This is a genomic window from Streptomyces sp. NPDC016851 (genome assembly GCF_055562795.1).
The window spans coordinates 246342-264894 of sequence record NZ_JBVHEP010000008.1 but is presented as its reverse complement, the minus strand read 5'-3'; the positions used below and the strand labels follow the sequence as shown (position 1 = coordinate 264894).

At 73.4% G+C, this 18553-nt stretch carries 18 protein-coding genes and 1 riboswitch; of the genes, 5 read left to right on the top strand and 13 right to left on the bottom strand.

Annotated elements, in window-relative coordinates:
* Nucleotides 1–46 precede the first annotated feature (46 nt).
* Complete coding sequence (locus ACZ3I3_RS15745) at nucleotides 47–1861, bottom strand: ABC transporter ATP-binding protein (RefSeq protein WP_467365391.1); 1815 nt, start codon at nucleotides 1859–1861, stop codon at nucleotides 47–49.
* 392 nt (nucleotides 1862–2253) lie between these two features.
* Here ACZ3I3_RS15745 and ACZ3I3_RS15740 point away from each other — a divergent pair, with 392 nt between their 5' ends.
* The gene (locus ACZ3I3_RS15740) at nucleotides 2254–2913 is read left to right on the top strand and encodes a hypothetical protein (RefSeq protein WP_467365389.1); all 660 of its coding nucleotides are present in this window, start codon (nucleotides 2254–2256) and stop codon (nucleotides 2911–2913) included.
* Here ACZ3I3_RS15740 and ACZ3I3_RS15735 read toward each other — a convergent pair.
* Nucleotides 2901–3557: a maleylpyruvate isomerase N-terminal domain-containing protein gene (locus tag ACZ3I3_RS15735; protein ID WP_467365387.1), complete on the bottom strand. Its 657-nt coding sequence runs from the start codon at nucleotides 3555–3557 to the stop codon at nucleotides 2901–2903. The genes ACZ3I3_RS15740 and ACZ3I3_RS15735 overlap by 13 nt on opposite strands.
* Before the next feature lie 175 nt (nucleotides 3558–3732).
* On the opposite strand from ACZ3I3_RS15735, the gene ACZ3I3_RS15730 reads away from it, so the two are divergent.
* Nucleotides 3733–4869, top strand: coding sequence for an amidinotransferase (locus tag ACZ3I3_RS15730; protein WP_467365385.1), 1137 nt, complete (start codon nucleotides 3733–3735; stop codon nucleotides 4867–4869).
* A gap of 55 nt (nucleotides 4870–4924) precedes the next feature.
* Here the strand turns inward: ACZ3I3_RS15730 and ACZ3I3_RS15725 are convergent, their stop codons facing one another.
* From ACZ3I3_RS15725 to ACZ3I3_RS15680, 10 genes are all read right to left on the bottom strand, one after another.
* Nucleotides 4925–5779 (bottom strand): energy-coupling factor ABC transporter ATP-binding protein, encoded by an 855-nt coding sequence (locus ACZ3I3_RS15725; RefSeq protein WP_467365383.1) that lies wholly within the window; start codon nucleotides 5777–5779, stop codon nucleotides 4925–4927.
* The gene (cbiQ, locus tag ACZ3I3_RS15720; protein WP_467365381.1) at nucleotides 5776–6525 is read right to left on the bottom strand and encodes a cobalt ECF transporter T component CbiQ; all 750 of its coding nucleotides are present in this window, start codon (nucleotides 6523–6525) and stop codon (nucleotides 5776–5778) included. Before cbiQ ends, ACZ3I3_RS15725 begins: the two co-directional genes overlap by 4 nt.
* A gap of 5 nt (nucleotides 6526–6530) precedes the next feature.
* Nucleotides 6531–6905, bottom strand: a complete 375-nt coding sequence (locus ACZ3I3_RS15715; protein WP_467365379.1) for an energy-coupling factor ABC transporter substrate-binding protein — start codon at nucleotides 6903–6905, stop codon at nucleotides 6531–6533.
* Nucleotides 6902–7603, bottom strand: a complete 702-nt coding sequence (locus ACZ3I3_RS15710; protein WP_467365377.1) for an energy-coupling factor ABC transporter permease — start codon at nucleotides 7601–7603, stop codon at nucleotides 6902–6904. Before ACZ3I3_RS15710 ends, ACZ3I3_RS15715 begins: the two co-directional genes overlap by 4 nt.
* A gap of 30 nt (nucleotides 7604–7633) precedes the next feature.
* Nucleotides 7634–7818, bottom strand: a riboswitch (cobalamin riboswitch).
* Between the two features lie 90 nt (nucleotides 7819–7908).
* Entirely contained in the window at nucleotides 7909–9381 is a 1473-nt protein-coding gene (locus tag ACZ3I3_RS15705) for a serine/threonine-protein kinase (RefSeq protein WP_467365375.1), read from the bottom strand.
* 315 nt (nucleotides 9382–9696) lie between these two features.
* Nucleotides 9697–11025 (bottom strand): MDR family MFS transporter, encoded by a 1329-nt coding sequence (locus tag ACZ3I3_RS15700; RefSeq protein WP_467365373.1) that lies wholly within the window; start codon nucleotides 11023–11025, stop codon nucleotides 9697–9699.
* Complete coding sequence (locus ACZ3I3_RS15695; RefSeq protein ID WP_467365371.1) at nucleotides 11022–12908, bottom strand: ABC transporter permease subunit; 1887 nt, start codon at nucleotides 12906–12908, stop codon at nucleotides 11022–11024. Before ACZ3I3_RS15695 ends, ACZ3I3_RS15700 begins: the two co-directional genes overlap by 4 nt.
* A 26-nt stretch (nucleotides 12909–12934) precedes the next feature.
* Entirely contained in the window at nucleotides 12935–13471 is a 537-nt protein-coding gene (locus ACZ3I3_RS15690) for a GNAT family N-acetyltransferase (RefSeq protein ID WP_467365370.1), read from the bottom strand.
* A gap of 20 nt (nucleotides 13472–13491) precedes the next feature.
* Nucleotides 13492–13914, bottom strand: a complete 423-nt coding sequence (locus ACZ3I3_RS15685; protein WP_467365368.1) for a nuclear transport factor 2 family protein — start codon at nucleotides 13912–13914, stop codon at nucleotides 13492–13494.
* Between the two features lie 42 nt (nucleotides 13915–13956).
* Nucleotides 13957–14754, bottom strand: a complete 798-nt coding sequence (locus ACZ3I3_RS15680) for a VOC family protein (protein ID WP_467365366.1) — start codon at nucleotides 14752–14754, stop codon at nucleotides 13957–13959.
* Between the two features lie 190 nt (nucleotides 14755–14944).
* Between ACZ3I3_RS15680 and ACZ3I3_RS15675 the strand changes: the two genes are divergently transcribed.
* Entirely contained in the window at nucleotides 14945–15793 is an 849-nt protein-coding gene (locus ACZ3I3_RS15675) for a class I SAM-dependent methyltransferase (RefSeq protein ID WP_467365513.1), read from the top strand.
* 24 nt (nucleotides 15794–15817) lie between these two features.
* Here the strand turns inward: ACZ3I3_RS15675 and ACZ3I3_RS15670 are convergent, their stop codons facing one another.
* Complete coding sequence (locus tag ACZ3I3_RS15670; RefSeq protein WP_467365364.1) at nucleotides 15818–16615, bottom strand: SDR family NAD(P)-dependent oxidoreductase; 798 nt, start codon at nucleotides 16613–16615, stop codon at nucleotides 15818–15820.
* Between the two features lie 161 nt (nucleotides 16616–16776).
* Between ACZ3I3_RS15670 and ACZ3I3_RS15665 the strand changes: the two genes are divergently transcribed.
* Nucleotides 16777–17469, top strand: coding sequence for a hypothetical protein (locus ACZ3I3_RS15665; protein WP_467365362.1), 693 nt, complete (start codon nucleotides 16777–16779; stop codon nucleotides 17467–17469).
* A 174-nt stretch (nucleotides 17470–17643) separates the two neighbouring features.
* A complete protein-coding gene (locus ACZ3I3_RS15660) occupies nucleotides 17644–18279 on the top strand; it encodes a sigma-70 family RNA polymerase sigma factor (RefSeq protein ID WP_467365360.1) in 636 nt (211 codons plus the stop codon).
* The last annotated feature ends 274 nt before the right edge of the window (nucleotides 18280–18553 follow it).

Below are 18553 nucleotides of genomic sequence, written 5' to 3'. Positions count from 1 at the left end.
CGCGAAGGCCGTCTCCTCAAGGACGAGGAGACGGCCCGCGTCGCCTTCAGAGCACCTCGGCCCGCCCCGTGGTGTCGTCGAGGAACCCGCCCGACTGGTGCTGCCACAGCTTCGCGTAGGCACCGTCGGTCGCGAGCAGCTCCTGGTGCGTGCCCTGCTCGACGATCCGGCCCCGGTCGAGGACGACGAGCTGGTCCATGGAGGCGACCGTGCTCAGCCGGTGCGCCACCACGAGCGCGGTCCGCCCGTCCATGAGCCGCCACAGCGCCTCCTGCACGAGGAGTTCGCTCTCCGAGTCCAGGGCGCTGGTCGCCTCGTCGAGCAGCAGGATCGGCGCGTCGCGCAGGATCGCCCGGGCGAGAGCGACGCGCTGGCGCTGACCGCCGGACAGCTTGATGCCGCGCTCGCCCACCAGGGTGTCGAAGCCGTCCGGCAACGCGTCGGCGAACTCCGTGACATGGGCCGCCTCGGCCGCCCGGCGGATCTCGGCCTCGGTGGCGTCCGGCCGGGCGAACGCGATGTTGTCCCGCAGGGTGCGGTGGAACATCGCCGGGTCCTGCGGCACGTACGCGATCTGGCTGCGCAGGTCGGCCTGGCGCAGCCGGCTGATGTCCTGACCGCCCACGAGGATGCGGCCGCCGTCGATGTCCGTCATCCGCAGCAACAGCCGGGTGAGGGAGGTCTTGCCGCCGCCGGACCGGCCGACCAGGCCGACCCTCGCCCCGCTCGGCACGTCCAGGTCGAGACCCTCGAACAGCGGCCTGCCACCCCGGTGGGCGAAGGTCACCTTCTCGAAGCGGATGCCGGCGGACCGGGGCCGCAGCGGCTCCGGCGACGGCGGATCGAGCACGGTGGGAGGCGTCAGGAGCAGCTCGGTGAACTGCGCGGCCTCCGTCATCGAGTTCTCCAGCCGGCGGTAGATCTGGTTGAACTCGAACATGATCCGGGTCGCGTTGCTGTAGTAGGTGAAGGCGACCACGATCGCCTCCACGCCGTTGCCGCCCCCGGCGAGGGTGACCGCGAGCAGCAGACCCATCGCGTTGGTCAGCACCGACATCGGCGCGACCAGCGTGTCGATGCGGAGGTTGCCGTAGTCCCACGACCGCAGCGTGAGCCGGCGCGAGGCTGCGACCCGGGAGCGGTGCTCGGCGGCCTCGCGCTCCTCCGCGGCGAACGCCCGCACCGTGTCCATGTTCATCAGACTGTCGGCGACGTGGCCCGACACCCGGGCGATCGCCTCCTCACGCAGGTCGACCAGGGCCTGGCGGCGCCGGATCAGAGGCGCGACCAGCACCCCGGTCAGGGCGATCATCACCAGCAGTCCGACCACGAGGAGGGGTTCGTAGCGCCACAGCACCACCGCCCCGAACACCAGCGGCACGAAGCTGCCCACGATCTGGAACGTCAGCGTGTCCACGAACTGCTCGAAACGCGAGGCGAAGCTCAGGACGCGCTTGGTCAGCGAACCGGCGAAGTTGTCGTGGAAGAACGCGGCGTCCTTGGCGAACAGCTCGTCCATCCCGATCACGTACAGGTGCTCGATGCCGAGGGCGTCGAGGCGGTTGAGGCAGTGCACGGCGACGCGCCACAGTGCCTCCGCGAACAGCAGGACCCCGACGAAGCCGAGGACGTACGGCACTGCCGAGCCGACCGTGAGGTCCCTGTCGTCGGCGATGCCGCCGACGAGCTTGGCGACGATCAGCGGCGCGATGTAGTTGATTCCGATGTTGCCCAGCGCCATGAACAGCATCGCGGGTGCCGTCAGCCGGCGGAGCCGGGACAACTCCCGTCCGTAGTAACGAAGTGCGAGAAGTACCGAGCGTTTGCCCGGCTGAACCCTGCGCGATCCAGGCGTATCCATCCCACCCCTGTGTCGTTCTGTGGCCGCCCGCCACGCGCCTATGTGCGGGCAGGGGCCATCGCCGCAACGGATGTGTGGAGATTCGGGTCGAGTCCGGAAGTCTGCCGCGACGGCGACCGCGGCGTCCAAGTGTTTTCCGGCCGGGCGGTGGTGCGCAGGGAGCGCCAAGAGGCACGGTCGGCGGACTCGGGGCGGTCGGGGCGGTGGCGCCGGGCCGGCCGGGCGGTTCAGGACGTGCGTGCGCGGGGGCGTCGGTAACGCGGGGGTGTCGGTACCGCCACCCCCGCATCGGGTGTCCAGGCCCAGGGACGGGCCGTGCCGGGGGCGGCAGCATGTGTGTCGTCGGCAACCGGCCGACGGACCGATCCGCCACCGGACATCGGGGGACCCCCATGGACGAGACCTTCGCCAGGCGCCTGACGGGCCTCGCCGGCATCGCCGCCGCGGCCGCCCTCATCATCGAAGTACCGCTCTACTTCGTCTACTCCGGGCCGCCGCCGGACGCGAACGTCCTCACCAGGCTGCTGCTCGGGATCTTCTCGCTGGCGTTCCTGGTCGTGTTCGTGACGGCCTTCCGCGAACTGGTCAAGCGGGTGAACCCGGCCCATGAGTGGGTGGGTTCGCTGGCGTTCGCCGTCGGGCTGGTCTACGTGGCGGTCACCCTGGTCTCCAGCGGGCTCGAGGCCGGCGCGGTCATCGCAGCCGACCGTGCGATCGATCCGACCATCGCGGTCAGCGGCACCTACGTCCTCTACGGCTCGATCGGCAAGGTGCTGATGGCGCTGTTCCTGACCGTGGTGGGCTTCGGCATCTCCCGTACGAACCTGCTGCCGCGCTGGACCGGCCGCTCCGCCTACGTCCTGGCCGGGGTCAATCTGGCCTTCGTGCCGTCCCTGTTCTTCGGCAACGACCCGGCGGACTTCTACGCGGCGAACGGCTGGGGCACCACCGCGTCGCTGGGCGCGATCCTCAGCTACTGGCTGCTCGCGCTGGGCATCACGACGTACCGCAGCGCCACCAGGAGGGCCGCTCTCCCCGCTCAGCCCAAGTAGATCGGCACCTTCGAGGCCAGATCGCCCAGTGCGTCCCGCTCCGCCTCGGTCGGCGCCCGCCGACCGGTGCCCACCAGCAGCGCGTCCGCGTCGGAGAACGACGGGGGGAACCCGCTCCCGGCGATCTGCTCCAGCATCTCGCGGGACCGGGCGAGCCCCTCCGCGGGCGGCGGCGCGGCGTGGGGGAGGTGGGCGATCAGGTCGAGATGGTGCAGCGTCCACTCCATGACGTACGTGGAGAGGTAGTCGCCCACGGTGAGAACCTCGTCGCGGGTGCCGACCCTGAGACCGGGGTCGGCGAGCTCCGCCGCGCGGCCCGCGGCGGAGCCGACGTCGTCCAGGTGGAACTTCAGCAGATGCGGTTCCCCGTACGCGGCGGCCAGCCGGACGGTCAGCGCGTCGAGCGGGTCGTCTCCGGTCGGCGGCGTGCCGGAGATCTCCCAGTAGGTCAGCGCGTCACGGGTCGGTTCCCCGTCGGCGGGGGTGGCGAGGGTGATCAGGACGTCCTGCGCGTCGATGACCAGATGGCACACCAGGTCCCGCACCAGCCAGCCGGCACAGCCGGACGACCGGGCGAAGTCCTCGTCGGACAGGCCGGCGACCGCCGCGCGCAGCGCCGTCCAGGAGCTTGAGAAGAGATCCACACCGGCAACGTAGGCCGTGCCGTGCGGGCGGACAAGCGTATTGCGGGACGGCGGGACCGCCCGTGCGGCGGCGCCGTGGAGCACAGCGGTTGACGCCGACCCGGTCGGCGCGCCACGGTGAGTAATGTGGTAGGTGCGGTGCATCACCGAAGCCTGAGATCCGAAGGTGGTGGGCATGGCCGTCATGGGGAGGTCCGGATCGCCGGCCGAGACGGACGAGGCCGTGGAGCGCCTCGTCTCGCCGGTCAACTCGCACACCGAATGGGATCCCCTGGAGGAGATCATCGTCGGGCGTCTCGAGGGCGCGACGATCCCTTCGGACCACCCGGTGGTGAGCTGCAACGTGCCGCCCTGGGCCGGGCGGCTCCAGGGACTCGCCGCCGGCTTCCGGTATCCGCGCGTGCTCGTCGAGGAGGCGCAGCAGGAGATCGACGGGTTCATCGACCTGCTGGAGTCCCTCGGCGTCACGGTCAGGCGGCCGGACGTGGTCGACCACCGGCGCCGCTTCGCCACCCCCGACTGGTCCTCCCGGGGCTTCTGCAACACCTGCCCGCGGGACAGCATGCTCGTGATCGGCGACGAGATCATCGAAACGCCGATGGCCTGGCCGTGCCGGTACTTCGAGAGCCACTCCTACCGCCCGCTCCTCAAGGACTACTTCCGCCGCGGCGCGCGCTGGACGGCGGCACCCAGGCCGCAGCTCACGGACGAACTGTTCGATCCGGACTTCCAGGTCCCGAAGGACGGCGAGCCCATGCGGTACATCCTCACCGAGTTCGAGCCGGTCTTCGACGCGGCGGACTTCGTCCGGGCCGGGCGGGACCTGTTCGTCACGCGCAGCAACGTCACCAACCGGATGGGCATCGACTGGCTGCGCCGCCATCTCGGGCCGGGGTACCGCATCCACGAGATCGAGAGCCGCTGCCGCACGCCCATGCACATCGACACGACGTTCGTCCTGCTCGCGCCCGGAAAGGTGCTGGTCAACCCCGAGTACATCGACGTCGACCGGCTGCCCGACGTCCTGAGCTCCTGGGACGTCCTGGTCGCCCCCGAGCCCGACCCGATCGACGAGACGCTGCTCAAGGTCACGTCGATGTGCGGCAAGTGGCTCAGCATGAACGTGCTCATGATCGACGAGCGGCGGGTGATCGCGGAGCGGCACCACACCGGCATGCTGCGCGCCCTGGAGAAGTGGGGTTTCGAGCCGATCCCGTGCGACCTGCTGCATTACGCGCCGTTCGGCGGCTCTTTCCACTGCGCGACGCTCGACATCCGGCGCCGCGGCTCACTCGAGTCCTACTTCGACTGACCGAGGACTCCGGGCCCCGTCAGCCTCCGGGCGCCCCTCAACCGCCGGGCGCCCCTCAGACTCCAGGCGCGCCCAGTCGTCCGGCCGCGAGCGCGGCGAGTTCCGCGGGCGTTCGCGGCCCCGGCTCCGTGTCCGTCAGCCATCCCTGCGCGCGGAGGAGTTCGGCCGCGGCGGCTCCCCACGGCAGCCGCAGGCCCGCCTCCCGGAGGAGGTCGGGGCGGGCCAGTGCCACGGGAGCGGGCCCTGTGCGGACTCCGGACGGGGTGAGGAGCGCCGCGTCGTCGGCCCAGCGCAGCGCGAGGTCGACGTCGTGGGTGGCCATCACCACCGTGGTGCCGGTCCCACGGAGCCCGTCGAGTGTCGTGAGGAGCCGTTCCTGGCCGTCGGGGTCGAGCCCGGCCGTCGGCTCGTCGAGGACGAGGACACGGGGCCGCATGGCGACCGCGCCCGCGATGGCGGTGCGTTTGCGCTGCCCGTAGGAGAGCAGATGGGTGGGCCGGTCTGCCAAGGCGGTGATGTCCAGGGCGGCGAGCGCCTCCGCCACCCGCGCCCGCACCTCCGCGTCGTCCAGGCCCAGATTCAGCGGCCCGAACGACACGTCCTGCTCGACGGACGCCGCGAAGAGCTGGTCGTCCGGGTCCTGCACCACCAGTTGCACGGTCGTCCGCAGCCGGGTCAGGCCCTTGCGGTCGTACGTCACCGGCTGCCCGTCGACCGTCAGCCGGCCCTCGCGGGGTCGCAGTCCGCCGCTGAGGAGCCGCATCAGCGTGGTCTTGCCGCTGCCGTTGCGGCCGAGCAGCACGAGCGCGCGCCCCTCGCGGATCTCGAAGTCGAGGCCGCTGAGCACGGCCGGGCCGTCCTCGTAGGCGAAGGACGCGCCCCGCAGGGCGACGAGGGCGGGCTCGCTCATGTCAGCGGCCTTTCCAGTACGAAGGTGAGGACGGCCAGCGCCGCGAGGAGCACACAACTGGCCGTCGTGAAGCGGACGGAGACACGGGCCTCGGGCACCAGGACGCGCAGGGTGCCGTCGTAGCCGCGCCCGGCGAGCCCGGCCTGGAGGCGGACCGCCCGGTCGAAGGCCCGCACGAACGCGGTGGCGCCGAGACCGCCGAGGGACCGCCAGGCCGCGGCCCGCGTGGTGTGCCCGAGCCGGGCCGCCTGCGCGTCACGGACCCGGCGCACGGAGTCCAGCAGCAGGAAACTCATCCGGTACGTCACGAGCGCCACGTCGACGACCGGCGCGGGCACCCCGGCCCGGACCAGCCGCGGCAGCAGGTCGGACATGGGCGTGGTGAACGCGAACAGCAGCACCCCCAGGGAGGCCGCCGAGGTGCGCAGCAGCAACTCCCCGGCCCGGACCGGCCCGTCACCGGCGAGGGAGACGAAGCCGCCCGGCCCGCCGACCTGCACGAGCAGCGTCAGCGCGCCGGTCACGCAGAAGCCCAGCGGCACCCGGTAGGCCCGCCACAGCCGGAGCCAGGGCACGCCCGCCGGCCCCAGCAGCACCACCAGGGCGGTCAGCAGCACCAGAGCCGCGCCCGGCCAGGGCGGCAGCGAGATCGCCAGGAGGGTCAGACCCAGCCCGAGCACGGCCTTGTCCACGGGATGGCGGCGGCGCCAGCGACTGCTGTGCGCCGCCGCGTCGATCGGCAGCACGCGGCTCAGGCCCCTTCGGCCGTGGACTCCTCGGCGGTACCGTCCGCCGGGTTCCCGGAGTCCCGCTCCCGCTCCAGCGCCCGCCGCTCACCCTGCCGCCTGCCCCGGCGCAGTCCGAAGTAGTAGGCGAGGACACCGGAGCCGATGGCCGCCTGGAGGGAGAACAGCGCCGACTCGATCTCACCGGACGGCGGTTCGTACAGGGGCGAGAACCAGGGCTTGTAGTCCGGCTCGATCTCGGTGATCGCCGTTTCCGCCTCGCCGTCGGCGCCCGTGAACGGCTCCTTCTTGTGGTCGCCGAGGCCGAGCGCGAGCGGCAGCACGGCGAGCGCGGCCACGGCGAGCAGCAGCAGGAGGTTGATCTTGGTGTTCCTGCTCATCGGGCCACCTCCTGGGTCTCGTTCCGGGACTGCTTGTCGGCGAGGAGCACACCCAGCCTGGTCAGTTCGCCCTTGCTGGACTGCACCAGCAGCCGCATCACGAGCACCGTCAGCAGTCCCTCGCTCACCGCGAGCGGGATCTGGGTGACGGCGAAGATGGAACCGAACTTGCCGAGGGCGCCCAGGAACCCGCTGCCCGGGTCGGGGAACGCGAGCGCCAGCTGCACGCTCGTGACGCAGTAGGTGGACAGGTCGGCGACGAACGCGGCGGAGAACACGGCGACCATCAGCGGCACGTCGTAGCGGCGCAGCAGCCGGTACACCGCGTAACCCGCCCAGGGGCCGGCGATCGCCATGGAGAAGACGTTGGCGCCGAGCGTGGTCAGACCGCCGTGCGCGAGCAGCAGCGCCTGGAAGAGCAGGGTGATGGTGCCCAGCACCGCCATGGCGGGCGGCCGGAACAGGATGGCCCCCAGGCCCGTGCCGGTGGGATGGGAGCAACTGCCGGTGACGGACGGCAGTTTCAGGGCGGACAGGACGAACGTGAAGGCGCCGGAGGCGCCGAGGAGCAGGGTGCTCTCGGGGTGCTCGCGCACCTCACGGGTGAGCGACCGGACTCCGTGGACGACGAACGGCGCGGACGCGACGCCCCAGGCGACGGCGTGCGCCGGAGGAAGGAAACCCTCGGCAATGTGCATGGCTCAGCAGACCCTCTCCAGCACCTCGTGGATGGTTGACGCGCCTTGGCCGGTCTCCTGGCTCACGGGTCCCACCGCCCGTACTCCGCCTTCCCGGGTCCGTGAGGACCCAGTGGCTGCCCGCGAGGGCTGGAGCCGGACTTCCCGATCACAGTGGCGAGGGCCGCACCGGCATCACACCGGATTTCCCGTTCACCAAGGCGTGGTGACAGTAATGCCGAGATAAGGGCCATGACAAGCCAGCCGAGGGGGCGCGCGAGGGGGCGCGTGAAGGGGCGACCGCTCGCACACCGGCGCGGGAGGGCTCAGTCGTCACCCTCGTCGCCCTCGTCCTCCCCGTTCTCCTCGGACCGCGGAGGCTGTTCCTGCCGGGGCTTGTCCGCCTTCTCCGGCGGGCCGCTGCTCACTTCCGGAGTGGGGCTGGTGGGGCCGGGCGTCGGTTCGGCGAGGGTCGGGGTGTCGGGTGCCGTGGGGGAGGGGGTGACATCGGCCACTGTGCCGGCGGCCGGAGTCGTGGCGGCCGCCGGGGCGGAGGCCAGGGGGTCGGCGGAGTCGGCGGAGTCGCCGGGCGAGGGGGCGGCCGGGCTGCTCGCGGACGGGGACGCGTCGGGTTCCGTGCCCTCCGTCGCGGTGTCGTCGGGCGAGAACAACTGCATGCCGGCGAGCATCGCGGCGAGGAAGACGGCCGCCGCGGCCACCACCGCGGCCGTTCTCCGGTGGTTGCCGAGACCGTTGCGCGGCGCGGCGCGACGGGAACGCCCGCCCGGGGCGGTCCGGGACCCCGTGGGCAGCGCGTGCGCGGTCGGGGCGCCGGTGCCGGCCGCCGCGTACGGTCCCGGCCCGGAGGACGGCCCCCGGGACGCCGAGTACGGCCCGGTCGCGGCGGCCGGCCCCGGGGACGACGCGTACGGCCCGCTCCCGGAGGCCGGCCCCGGCGGCACCGCCTCCGGCAGCGGCTCGGGCAGCCCCCGCCAGGCGCCGCCGGCGAACCACTCGGCGGCCTGCTGGGCCGTGGGCCGGTCCTCGGGCTGCTTGGCGAGCAGGGCGAGGAGGTAGCTCTCGAAGGCCGGCGGCAGACCGGAGACACCGAGTTCCCGGGGCGGTACGGGGGTGTTGTCGAGATGCTGGTGCAGGAGCGCGACGGCGGTGTCGGCCTGGAAGGGCGGGCGGCCGCTGAGGAGCTGGTAGAGCACGCACCCCAGGGAGTACATGTCGGAGGCGGGACCCGCGGGCCGGCCCAGGGCCCGTTCGGGCGCGAGGTAGAGGCCGGTGCCGACGATCTGGCCGGTGGCGGTGAGCGCGGCGCCCGGGTCGTCGAGGAATCGCGCGATGCCGAAGTCGCCGATCTTGAGGGTGCCGCCCGCGTCCAGCAGGAGGTTGGCGGGTTTGACGTCCCGGTGCACGATGCCCTGCTGGTGCGCGGCGGCGAGTCCGGCGGCGGCCTGCGCGGCGAGTCGGGCCACCTGCTCGGCGGGGAGCGCGCCGGAGGCGGACAGCACCCGGGCGAGGCTGTCGCCCTCGACCAGCTCCATCACCAGGTACAGCCGGTTGTCGTACTCGCCGAAGTCCAGGACCCCGACCACGTTGGGGTGGTTGAGACGCCCGGCCGTCTGCGCCTCCAGACGGAACCGGGAGGCCGCCGTGGCATCGGTGTCCTGAGGCAGCAGCAGCTTGACGGCCACCGCTCTGGCGAGCGTCTCGTCGTACGCACGCCAGACCTCTCCCATTCCGCCGCGCCCGATCTCAACGTCCAGCCGGTAGCGGCCCGCTAGCAGCACTCGTCCTCGTCCTATGCTCTTGGGAAGGTCCTCGCCGCAGGCCGCAACTCCCCGCGTCGGAGCGGGGGTTGGTTGGGGGGTGCCGCAGCCGACCCAGGATACTGGCGCCGCGTGACCATCGTTCCCCGGTGCGGTGCCCTGGGACGGCACGGCCCCGGAAACCGGGGAGCGCAGCAGCGTCCCGCCGGGGGTGACGGCGCGGCGCGTGGGGTTGCCGGCGCTGTCCCCCGTGCCTCCGGACACCGGCCGGGCCGCCGCTGTCCCTTCCCTCTTCCCTCTCTTTCCTCCCTTTCCTCCCTGCGCCCGCGCCCGTCGTCAGGCCGCCGCTGCCGCCCCCAGCGGCCGCTTCTCGCGGCGCGGCAGCAGTGCCACCGCCAGGGCGGGTACGGCCGCGAGGAGCAGCCAGGGCACGGCGGCCGGGAGGCCCGCGTCGAGCAGGGAACCGGTGGCCGCGCTGCCCGCGAGGACGATCAGGCCCGAGACGGACGACAGCGCACCCATGTAGAGGCCGATCCGGCCCTCCTCGGCGAGGTCGGGCACCCAGGCGCGGGCGGCGGGCACGACCAGCATCTGCCCCACGGTGAGCAGCACGACGAAGCCCGCCGCCGGCAGCAGCCCGGCCGTACCCGTCCAGCCCGCGGGGCGCGCCGCTGCCACCACCGCGAAACCCGACGCGATCAGCAGCAGCCCGGCGGTCATGGAGCGGCGCAGGTCGAGCCGGTCGCCCGCCCAGCGGGTCACGGGCATCTGAGCGAACACCACCAGCACCGAGGACAGGGCGAACAGCCAGGACAGCGGCGCCTGGGAGCCCGCCGCGCGCTGCACCTCGTCCGGCAGGGCGAGGTAGAGCTGGTTGTAGGCGAGCAGGTACGTGCCGTACGCGCAGCACAGCGCCAGGAAGCGGCGGTTGCGCAGCAGCGCCCGAGCCCCGCCCTTTTCCCGGGTCCGGACCCTGCCGGGGATGTGCTGCGGCATCAGCCACACGTGCCCGGCGAGGACGAGCACGAACACCGCGGCACCCGCGAGGCACGCGGTGCGGAAGTCGACGGCGAGCAGCAGCGCGCCGAGCAGTGGCCCGACGAAGGCCCCGGCCTGGCCGGCCACGCTGAACAGGGCCAGCAGACGGGTGCGTGAGCCGTGTCCCGCCTCCTCCCAGACCACCGCCTGGCGGGCCACCTCGGACTCCACGGCGGGGGAGAACAGCGCTGCGGCGAAGCCGATCACCAGAACCGCCCCGATCACGGCCCAGGTCGCCTGCGCGTACCCGAGCCACGCGAACCCGGCGATCCGCAGGACGCAGCCGGCCAGCACGACCGGGCGTACGCCGTAACGGTCGACGAGCGCGCCCCCGACCACGAACAGGCCCTGCTGGCTGAAGGTGCGCAGCCCGAGCACGAAGCCGACCAGCCAGCCCGCCATGCCGATCGCGGTGCCGAGGTGCTCGGCGAGGAACGGCAGCACGGCGAAGAAGCCGACGTTGAAGGCGAGTTGGGTCACGATCAGCAGCCGCAGCAGCGGGGACAGGTCCCGCCAGAGCCGCCAAGTGCTCTCGCGTGGGGCCCCGGGCGTCGAGCCGTCGGGTGTCTTGTCGCCGTTTGCGGGGGCGGCCCGGCGGGTCAGGGCGCGGGATATGAGGCCTGTCATCGTTCTTCTCTCGGTGAGAGGGACACGGGGGTCGGGAGGGCGTCGTCGGGGTCCGGCCGCTGCCGCGGGGCGGGCACGACCAGGTCGCCGGGCGGCTGCTCCGGGCTGCCGGCCCGCCCGCGCCGCCGGGGCAGTCGCACGCCGCCGGCGGCCGTCACCGCGAGGGCACCGAGCAGGGCGAGTACGGCGGCGGGGAAGAGGACGGCCCAGGGGGCGCGCTCGGCGTACGGTTGGTTCTCGGCGAGCAGCAGACCCCACTCGGGGGACGGCGGCTGCGCGCCCAGACCGAGGAAGCCGAGCGCGGCGAGGCCCAGCGCGACGCCGGGCAGCCGGAGCAGGGCGTGCCGGGCCACCGGCGGCAGGACGGCGGGCAGCAGTTCGTGCCGGAGGAGGTACCACCGCCCGGCGCCGAGCGCACGGGTGGCGGCCAGGTGGGTGGTCGCACGCTCCTGACGCAGCAGGGAGGACGTGTGCGCGGCCAGCGGGGACCAGGCCACGACGCCGACGGCGAGGGCGGGCGCCCAGGGGCCGCTGCCCGTGATGCCCGTGACGAGGAGCCCGGCCAGGACGGGCGGTACGGCGCTGACGGTGTCGACCAGCGGCCCGGACAGCCGCGGCAGCAGCCCCAGCAGCAGCCCGGCGACCAGGGCCGCGGCGCTCACCGCGAGCGCCGTGCCGAGGGTGTTCAGCGCGCCGTGGGCGACCCGGGCGAGGACGTCCCGGCCCAGCGCGTCCGTCCCGAACGGGTGTGCCGGGGAGGGGCCTTGCAGCCGGGCGAGGGTGTCCAGGGCGAGCGCGTCACGCGGCAGGCCGAGGCCGATGACGGTGGCGAGCAGCGCCCCGTACAGCAGGGGCTGGGCGCGGGGCGCGGGTGCGGCCGGCCGGTGCAGGGAGCGCAGGGCACCGTCGCGCAGCGCGGGCCCGATCAGCAGCCGGGCCGCGAGCCGGGCGAGGGCGCCGGCGGTGGCCGCGAGCAGGACGAGGGCGAGCGTGCCGGTCTGCAGCGCTGGCAGGTCCTGGGCGAGCGCGGCCTGCAGGGTGAACCGGCCCAGGCCGGGGATGTCGAAGATCTGCTCGACGGCGACGGATCCGCCGGTCAGACCGACCACGAACAGGCCGAGGTTGGGCAGCAGTCCGGGCACACAGCGGCGCAGGGCCTGCCGTGCCACGGACTTCGGCGGGACCCCGCGGGCCGCGGCGGCCGGCGCCCAGGGTTCGGCGAACGCGCCGGGCAGCAGGTCGTCCAGCATCCGCCCGAGGACCGCGCCGGCGGGCAGACCGAGGGCCAGCGAGGGCAGCACCATCCACTGCGGCCCGTACCAGCCCAGGGCCGGCAGCCAGCCCAGGTGCACGCCGATCACCGCGGCGAGCACCGAGGCGACGAGGAACTCGGGCAGCGCGGCCAGCACCGCGGTCGCCGTGCCTCCGGCCCCGCGCGCGCCGAGCCGGCCCCGCGCGCCGAGCCGGAGCGTACGGGCGCACACGGCGCTCACCGTGACCGCGGCGACGACGAGGGCGCCGGACATCAGCAGCAACGACACGCCGAGCGCCGGCGCGACGGAGGGCAGCACCGGGGCGCCGGACACCCACGAGGTGCCCGCGTCCCCGTGCAGCAGCCCGCCCAGCCAGTGGCCGAGCAGGGCCGACGGGCCGTCGCCGAGCCCGAGTTCGTCGCGGATGGCGGCCAGCGTCTCGGGTGTCGGGTCGCGGTCCGCCGAGCGGGACTTGAGGATGGTCAGCGCCGGATCGGTGCGCGACAGCCACGGCAGCAGGCCGATCGCGCCCACCAGGCCGGCTGTGAGCACGACCCGCCACAGCAGCGTCGGGCCGCCGCCGCGCGCGAGCACGCGCAGGGCGGCCAGGGCCTTGGACAGGGATGACATCGAGGCGTCCAGCGTCGTCGTGTCGCTCAGGCGAAGGGGATCTCGAAGTGCACCACGCCGCTGCCGCCGCCGGGCACTTCTTCCCGCTCGTCGCACACGACCTTGCCCAGGGTCCGCCACAGGCCCAACGCGCCGGGCGAGTGCGGATACGTGTGCAGATACACGGACCGGTAACCACCGTCGGCCCGCGCGAAGTCCAGCAGACCCTCCACCAGCCGCCGGGCCAGGCCCCGCCGCCGGTGCTCGGGGCGCACGTACACCCGCCGGAGCTGTGCCGTCTCGCCCGAGGGGAATCGCTCAGCCAGCCAGCGCGGGTTCGGCGGATGCGCCGGGCCGCGCGCGTCCAGCGCCGCCGTGGCCGCCACCGTCCCGTCCCGCTCGTCCACGGCGACCAGGAGCGTGTGCCGCGGCGGTGCGAGGTAGAAGGACGCGGGATCGATGATGTCGGCGTGCCAGCCCGGCACGTACCCCGTCCCGAAGTCGTGGTATACCGCGTCGAGCATCACCGCCCGAGCCCCGCCGATGTCCTCCGCCGTGGCCGCCCTGATGCTGTAGTCGTGCATTTGCACATCATATGCAATAGCTATGCGGCCGAGAATGCCGAGGTGACGTGGCTCAGCACACACAGCCAGCGACCGTCCCGCTTCACGAACACGTCGGTCGTCCACTCGTCGGCGTCGTACCGCTCGCCCCGGAAGTGGGCCGTGTTCGTCACGCGCCCGGTGACCAGGGCCGTGTCGCCGTAGACGCGGACCCTGGGGCGGGTCCTGAGGTCCATCGCCGAGTGGGTGAGGTCTCCGGAGCGCACGAGGGAGAGAAACTTCTCCTTCGGGTCGATCCCCGACTCGGAGACGATCACCCACTCGTCCGCCATGAAGCGCGCGATCCTGGTGGGGTCGTTGGCGACGATCGCGGCGGCCCACTCCTTCGCCAGATCGACGAAGCCGAGGACGTCCGCTGATTCGTCACCGGGTTCCTGCGCTGCTGCTTCGGGACTGTCGTTCATATCGTGACCAGAGCCTGAGATGCCGGACAGGGCGGGCCGCGCTCAGCTCTCGGCCGGGGTGAGCACCACGAAGTCCGCGTTCGCCGGGTCGAGGCAGACGGCCAGGCGGCCGACGCCCTCCGCGTCCTCGGGCCCCATCTGCACACTGCCGCCGTTCTCGGTCACCTTGGCCACCGCGGCGTCGCAGTCCTCCACGGCGAAGACCGGGTGCCAGTACGGCCGGCCGTTCGTCAGCGAGAGGTTCTCCCTGCCCATCTCCATGAGACCGCCGTGCATGCGCTCCTCGGGCAGCCCCGCGGGAGTGATGAGGGTGTACGTGCCTCCGCCGCCCGGCAGCTCCATGTCGCTGAACTGCCAGCCGAACAGGCCGCCGTAGAACTCCCTCGCGGCCGTCGCGTCGCTCGTGAGCAGTTCGGTCCACGACAGCGAGCCCGGCTGGTCGACCAGGTCGACGCCCTTGTTCGTCCCCGGCTGCCAGACGGCGAACTGGCCGCCCAGCGGGTCGCTGTACTGCGCCATCCGGCCCCAGTCGTCGAGGTCCATCGGCGCCACCCGGACGGTGCCGCCCGCCTGCTGCACGGCCTCCGTCGTGGCGTCCGCGTCGGTGACGCCGAAGTAGAGCATCCAGGCCGAGCGCGCGCCCTCCTCCGTGAGCTTGCCGAGACCGGCGACGGTCTTGCCGTCCTTCCGGAACATGCCGCCTTCGAAGTCCTCGCTCCCGCCCATGGACTCGTAGTCCCACCCGAGCACGGCACCGTAGAAGGCCGCGGCGGTCCGCACGTCCGGAGTGCCGAGGTCGAGCCAGCAGGGGGAACCGGGGGCGAACTCCGTGGTGATCATGACGATGCTTCCCTTCCGCAGATTCGGTGTGCTCAGCGTGACACCGGGCACTGACAACCGCCTGTCGGCCGGGCCCGGTCGGCGGATCCCCGGGCCGTCCGCCCCTGTCGGCTCGTACGGCCGTGGAATCATCGGCGCCATCGCCCGGTCGGGTGATCGCGGAATCCCGTGCGGTGAGGTGGTGGGCGGCGTGGTGGCCGGCTGGGAGTGGGACGACATGCTGTTCTCGGGGACCGCCCCCTACTACGAGCGGGGACGGCTGCCGTACGCCCCCGGCCTGGCGGACGCACTCGCCGGGGCGCTGCGGCCCGACGGGAAGGGACGCCTCGTCGACGTGGGCTGCGGGCCCGGGACCGTCGCCCTGAGCCTCGCGCATCTGTTCGGCGAGATCGTCGGCGTGGACCCCGACCACGGGATGATCGCCGAAGCCGGGCGCCGGGCCGCCGACCGGGGAGTGGGGGAGAAGACCCGGTGGGTGCGGGCCCGGGCCGAGGATCTGCCCGCGGGGCTCGGCACGTTCGACGTAGCCGCCTTCGCGCAGTCCTTCCACTGGATGGACCGCGACCTGGTCGCGGCGACCGCCAGGGACATGCTCCGGCCGGGCGGCGCCCTGGTGCACATCTCGGACCTGAAGACGGAACACCGCGCCCTCGACGGCCTGCCGTACCCGCCGGTCCCCTACGCGGCGGTGGACGAGCTGGTCAAGCGGTATCTGGGACCAGTGCGGCGAGCGGGCCGCGGAGTGCTGCCGCAGGGCACGCCGGGCGGAGAGGCCGAGGTGTTCGCCCGGGCGGGATTCTCCGGCCCCCGGCGTCTGGTCGTCCCCGGCGGGCAGGCGCTGGAGCGGACCTTCGACGATGTCGTCGCCTGGGTGTTCTCCATGTCGTTCTCGGCGCCGCATCTGTTCGGAGGGCGCCGGGACGACTTCGAAGGGGACCTGCGACGGCTGCTGCGGGAGGCCTCTCCGGAGGGTCGCTTCTGCGAACGCGGGCCGAGCACGGAGGTGTTCGTCTGGCGGAAGGACCCCTCCGGGCGCTGACCCCGGGAGGCGCCGGGGACCGCATCAGTGCACCGACATGCCGCCGTCGACGAAGACCGCCTGTCCGGTGATGTAGGCGGACGCCGGGCTCGCCAGGAACACCGCCGCTCCCGCGAAGTCCTCGGCCAGTCCGTTCCGCCCGATCAGCGTGCGTTCGGCGAGGGCGGCCACCTTCTCCGGATCCGACGACAGCCGCGCGTTGAGCGGTGTCATGACGAACCCCGGCACCAGCACGTTGCACGTGACGCCGCGCGGCGACCACGCCTCGGCCTGCGACCGGGCCAGCGACTCCAGGCCGCCCTTGGAGGCGCCGTAGGCACCGCTCTGGACGAAGGCCCGGTGTGCCTGCTGCGAACTGACGTGCAGGATCCGCCCGTAGCCGCGCTCCGCCATGCCCGGGCCGAAGCGCTGGCCCAGCAGGAACGGCGCGTCCAGGTTGACGGCCATCGTCAGGTCCCAGACGTCCTCGGTGAGTTCGTCCATGGGCGGGCGCACGTTGATCCCGGCGCTGTTGACGAGGATGTCCGGTTCCCCGAACGCCTCGACGGCCCGCTCGGCGGCCGTCCGCACACCCTCGCGCGTACTCAGGTCCGCGCCGACCCACGCGGCACGGCAGCCCTCCGCCGTCAGTTCCTCGACCGTCGCGGTCAGTCCGGCCTCGCCACGGGCCACGACCACCACGCTCGCCCCGGCGCGCGCGAGGGCACCGGCGATGGCGCGGCCGATGCCGGAACTGCCGCCCGTGACCACCGCGGTCCGGCCGTGCAGGGAGAACAACTCGGAGAGATAAGCCTGGGTGGCCGGCGTGGCTGCTGTCGACATGACGAGCACTCTAGAACGGCTGTCCGCAGCACCGGTGGCCGCGTGCGACCCGCGGCACACGGGCAGTGCTCTGGATCACATGGCGTGGATTGAGTGCCCTGCCCGGGCGGTGTCCGTACCCACGGGTGACGGAGCGGTGCCGGATGCGAGGATGAGGCGCCATGACAGCTGGGCGGTGGGCTCGCACGATACGGGCCGCGGTGTTCGCGGCCGTCTGTGTCGTGCTCGCCGCCCTGGGGCACGTCATGATGTCCGGCGACCACGTGCCCCTCCGGACGCTGCTGGCCGGCTGGGCCGTGACGGGCGTGGCGGGCTGGTGCCTGGCGGGCCGCGAGCGCGGACTCCGGCTGGTCGTCACCGTCGCCGTGGCCGTCCAGACGGCCCTGCACTCGGCGTTCTCCCTCGCGTCGCCGGGAGCGCCGGACTCCATGGACATGGGGACCGGCGGTACGGGATCGACCGGGCACGGCATGGGATCCACGGAGTCCATGCCCATGCACATGTCCCCGTCCACACCCATGTCCCCGTCCATGCCGACGTCCATGTCCGAGCACATGGGGCATGCGGGACACACCACCGGTGGTGACTCGTCCCTCGGCATGCTCGCCGCCCACCTGCTCGCCGCCCTGCTGTGCGGCCTGTGGCTGGGGCACGGGGAGCGGGCCGTCTTCCGTCTCCTGCGCGCCGTGGGCGGCCGGCTGGCCGCGCCGCTGCGGCTGCTGCTCGCCCTGCCCGCACCGCCGCCCCCGCCCGTGCGCGTACGGCGGCGATCCTCGGACCGGGCGCCGCGCCTCCTCCTGCTCGTCCACGCGATCACCTCTCGAGGGCCACCCGTGGGGACCGCTGCCGTCTGACGGCAGCCGGTGAGTCCCGGGGCGGCCCCTGCGCGCCCCGGTGCCGTACGGGTCCGGCCCATCGGGTCCGGCCCGTCCCTCACTCACGGGACCGCGGCCGTGCGCGCACGCCCGGCCTCACGCAGGCCCCGTGCCCGCCCTCCCGCGGTCCCGGAATCCCGAGAAGGACACCAGGTGATCACTCCTGCCCTGCCCGTTTCGCACGAGAGAAGAGAGCCCCCGGCGTCGGCCGACGAGTCGGTGACCGCCTGGGCGCTGGCCGCCCGCGGCGGTGACGCCGTCGCCGTCGACCACTTCGTGCGGGCCCTGCACCGCGACGTCATCCGCTACGTCGCCCATCTGTGCGCCGATCCGCAGGCCGTCGACGATCTGGCGCAGGACACGTTCCTGCGGGCGCTCGGCAGCCTGCACCGGTTCGAAGGCCGCTCCTCGGCCCGTACCTGGCTGCTGGCGATCGCCCGGCGCGCGGTGGCCGACAGCCTCCGCCACACCGCCGTCCGCCCCCGCCCGGCCGACCTGCCCGACTGGGAGCCGGCGGCCGAGCTCGCCCAGCCGCGCGGACTGCCGGGCTTCGAGGACGGTGTGGCGCTGCTGGAACTGCTGGCCTCACTGCCGGACGAGCGCCGTGAGGCGTTCGTCCTCACCCAGATGCTGGGCCTGCCCTACGCGGAGGCCGCCGAGCTGAGCGACTGCCCGGTCGGCACCGTCCGCTCCCGCGTGGCCCGCGCCCGGGCGACGTTGATGGCTCTGCTCGCCGAGGCGGAGCAACCGGCTCCGGCCGCGTCATCACCCGCCCTGGCCGCGGCCTGACACCCCGTGAGTGCCCGCCGGGTCTCTCCGGCGGGCACAGGGCCGCGTGCGAGCGGGCCCCGGCCCGGTCGGCGCACGGGTACTCCATGAGGGCGGCGCCGTCGCGACGGGCGCCCAGCTCGGCCGGGAGCGGTTCACCCAGCTGGGTGCGGAGGACGCGCTCGAACAGCGGGATGTCCCGAGCCAACGGCACCCGAGCCGCAGCGGTCTTCGCCGCTGCCTTCGGCCCATCGCCCCGCCCGGATTGCTGGTGTGGACCTCGGCGACTGGGCGG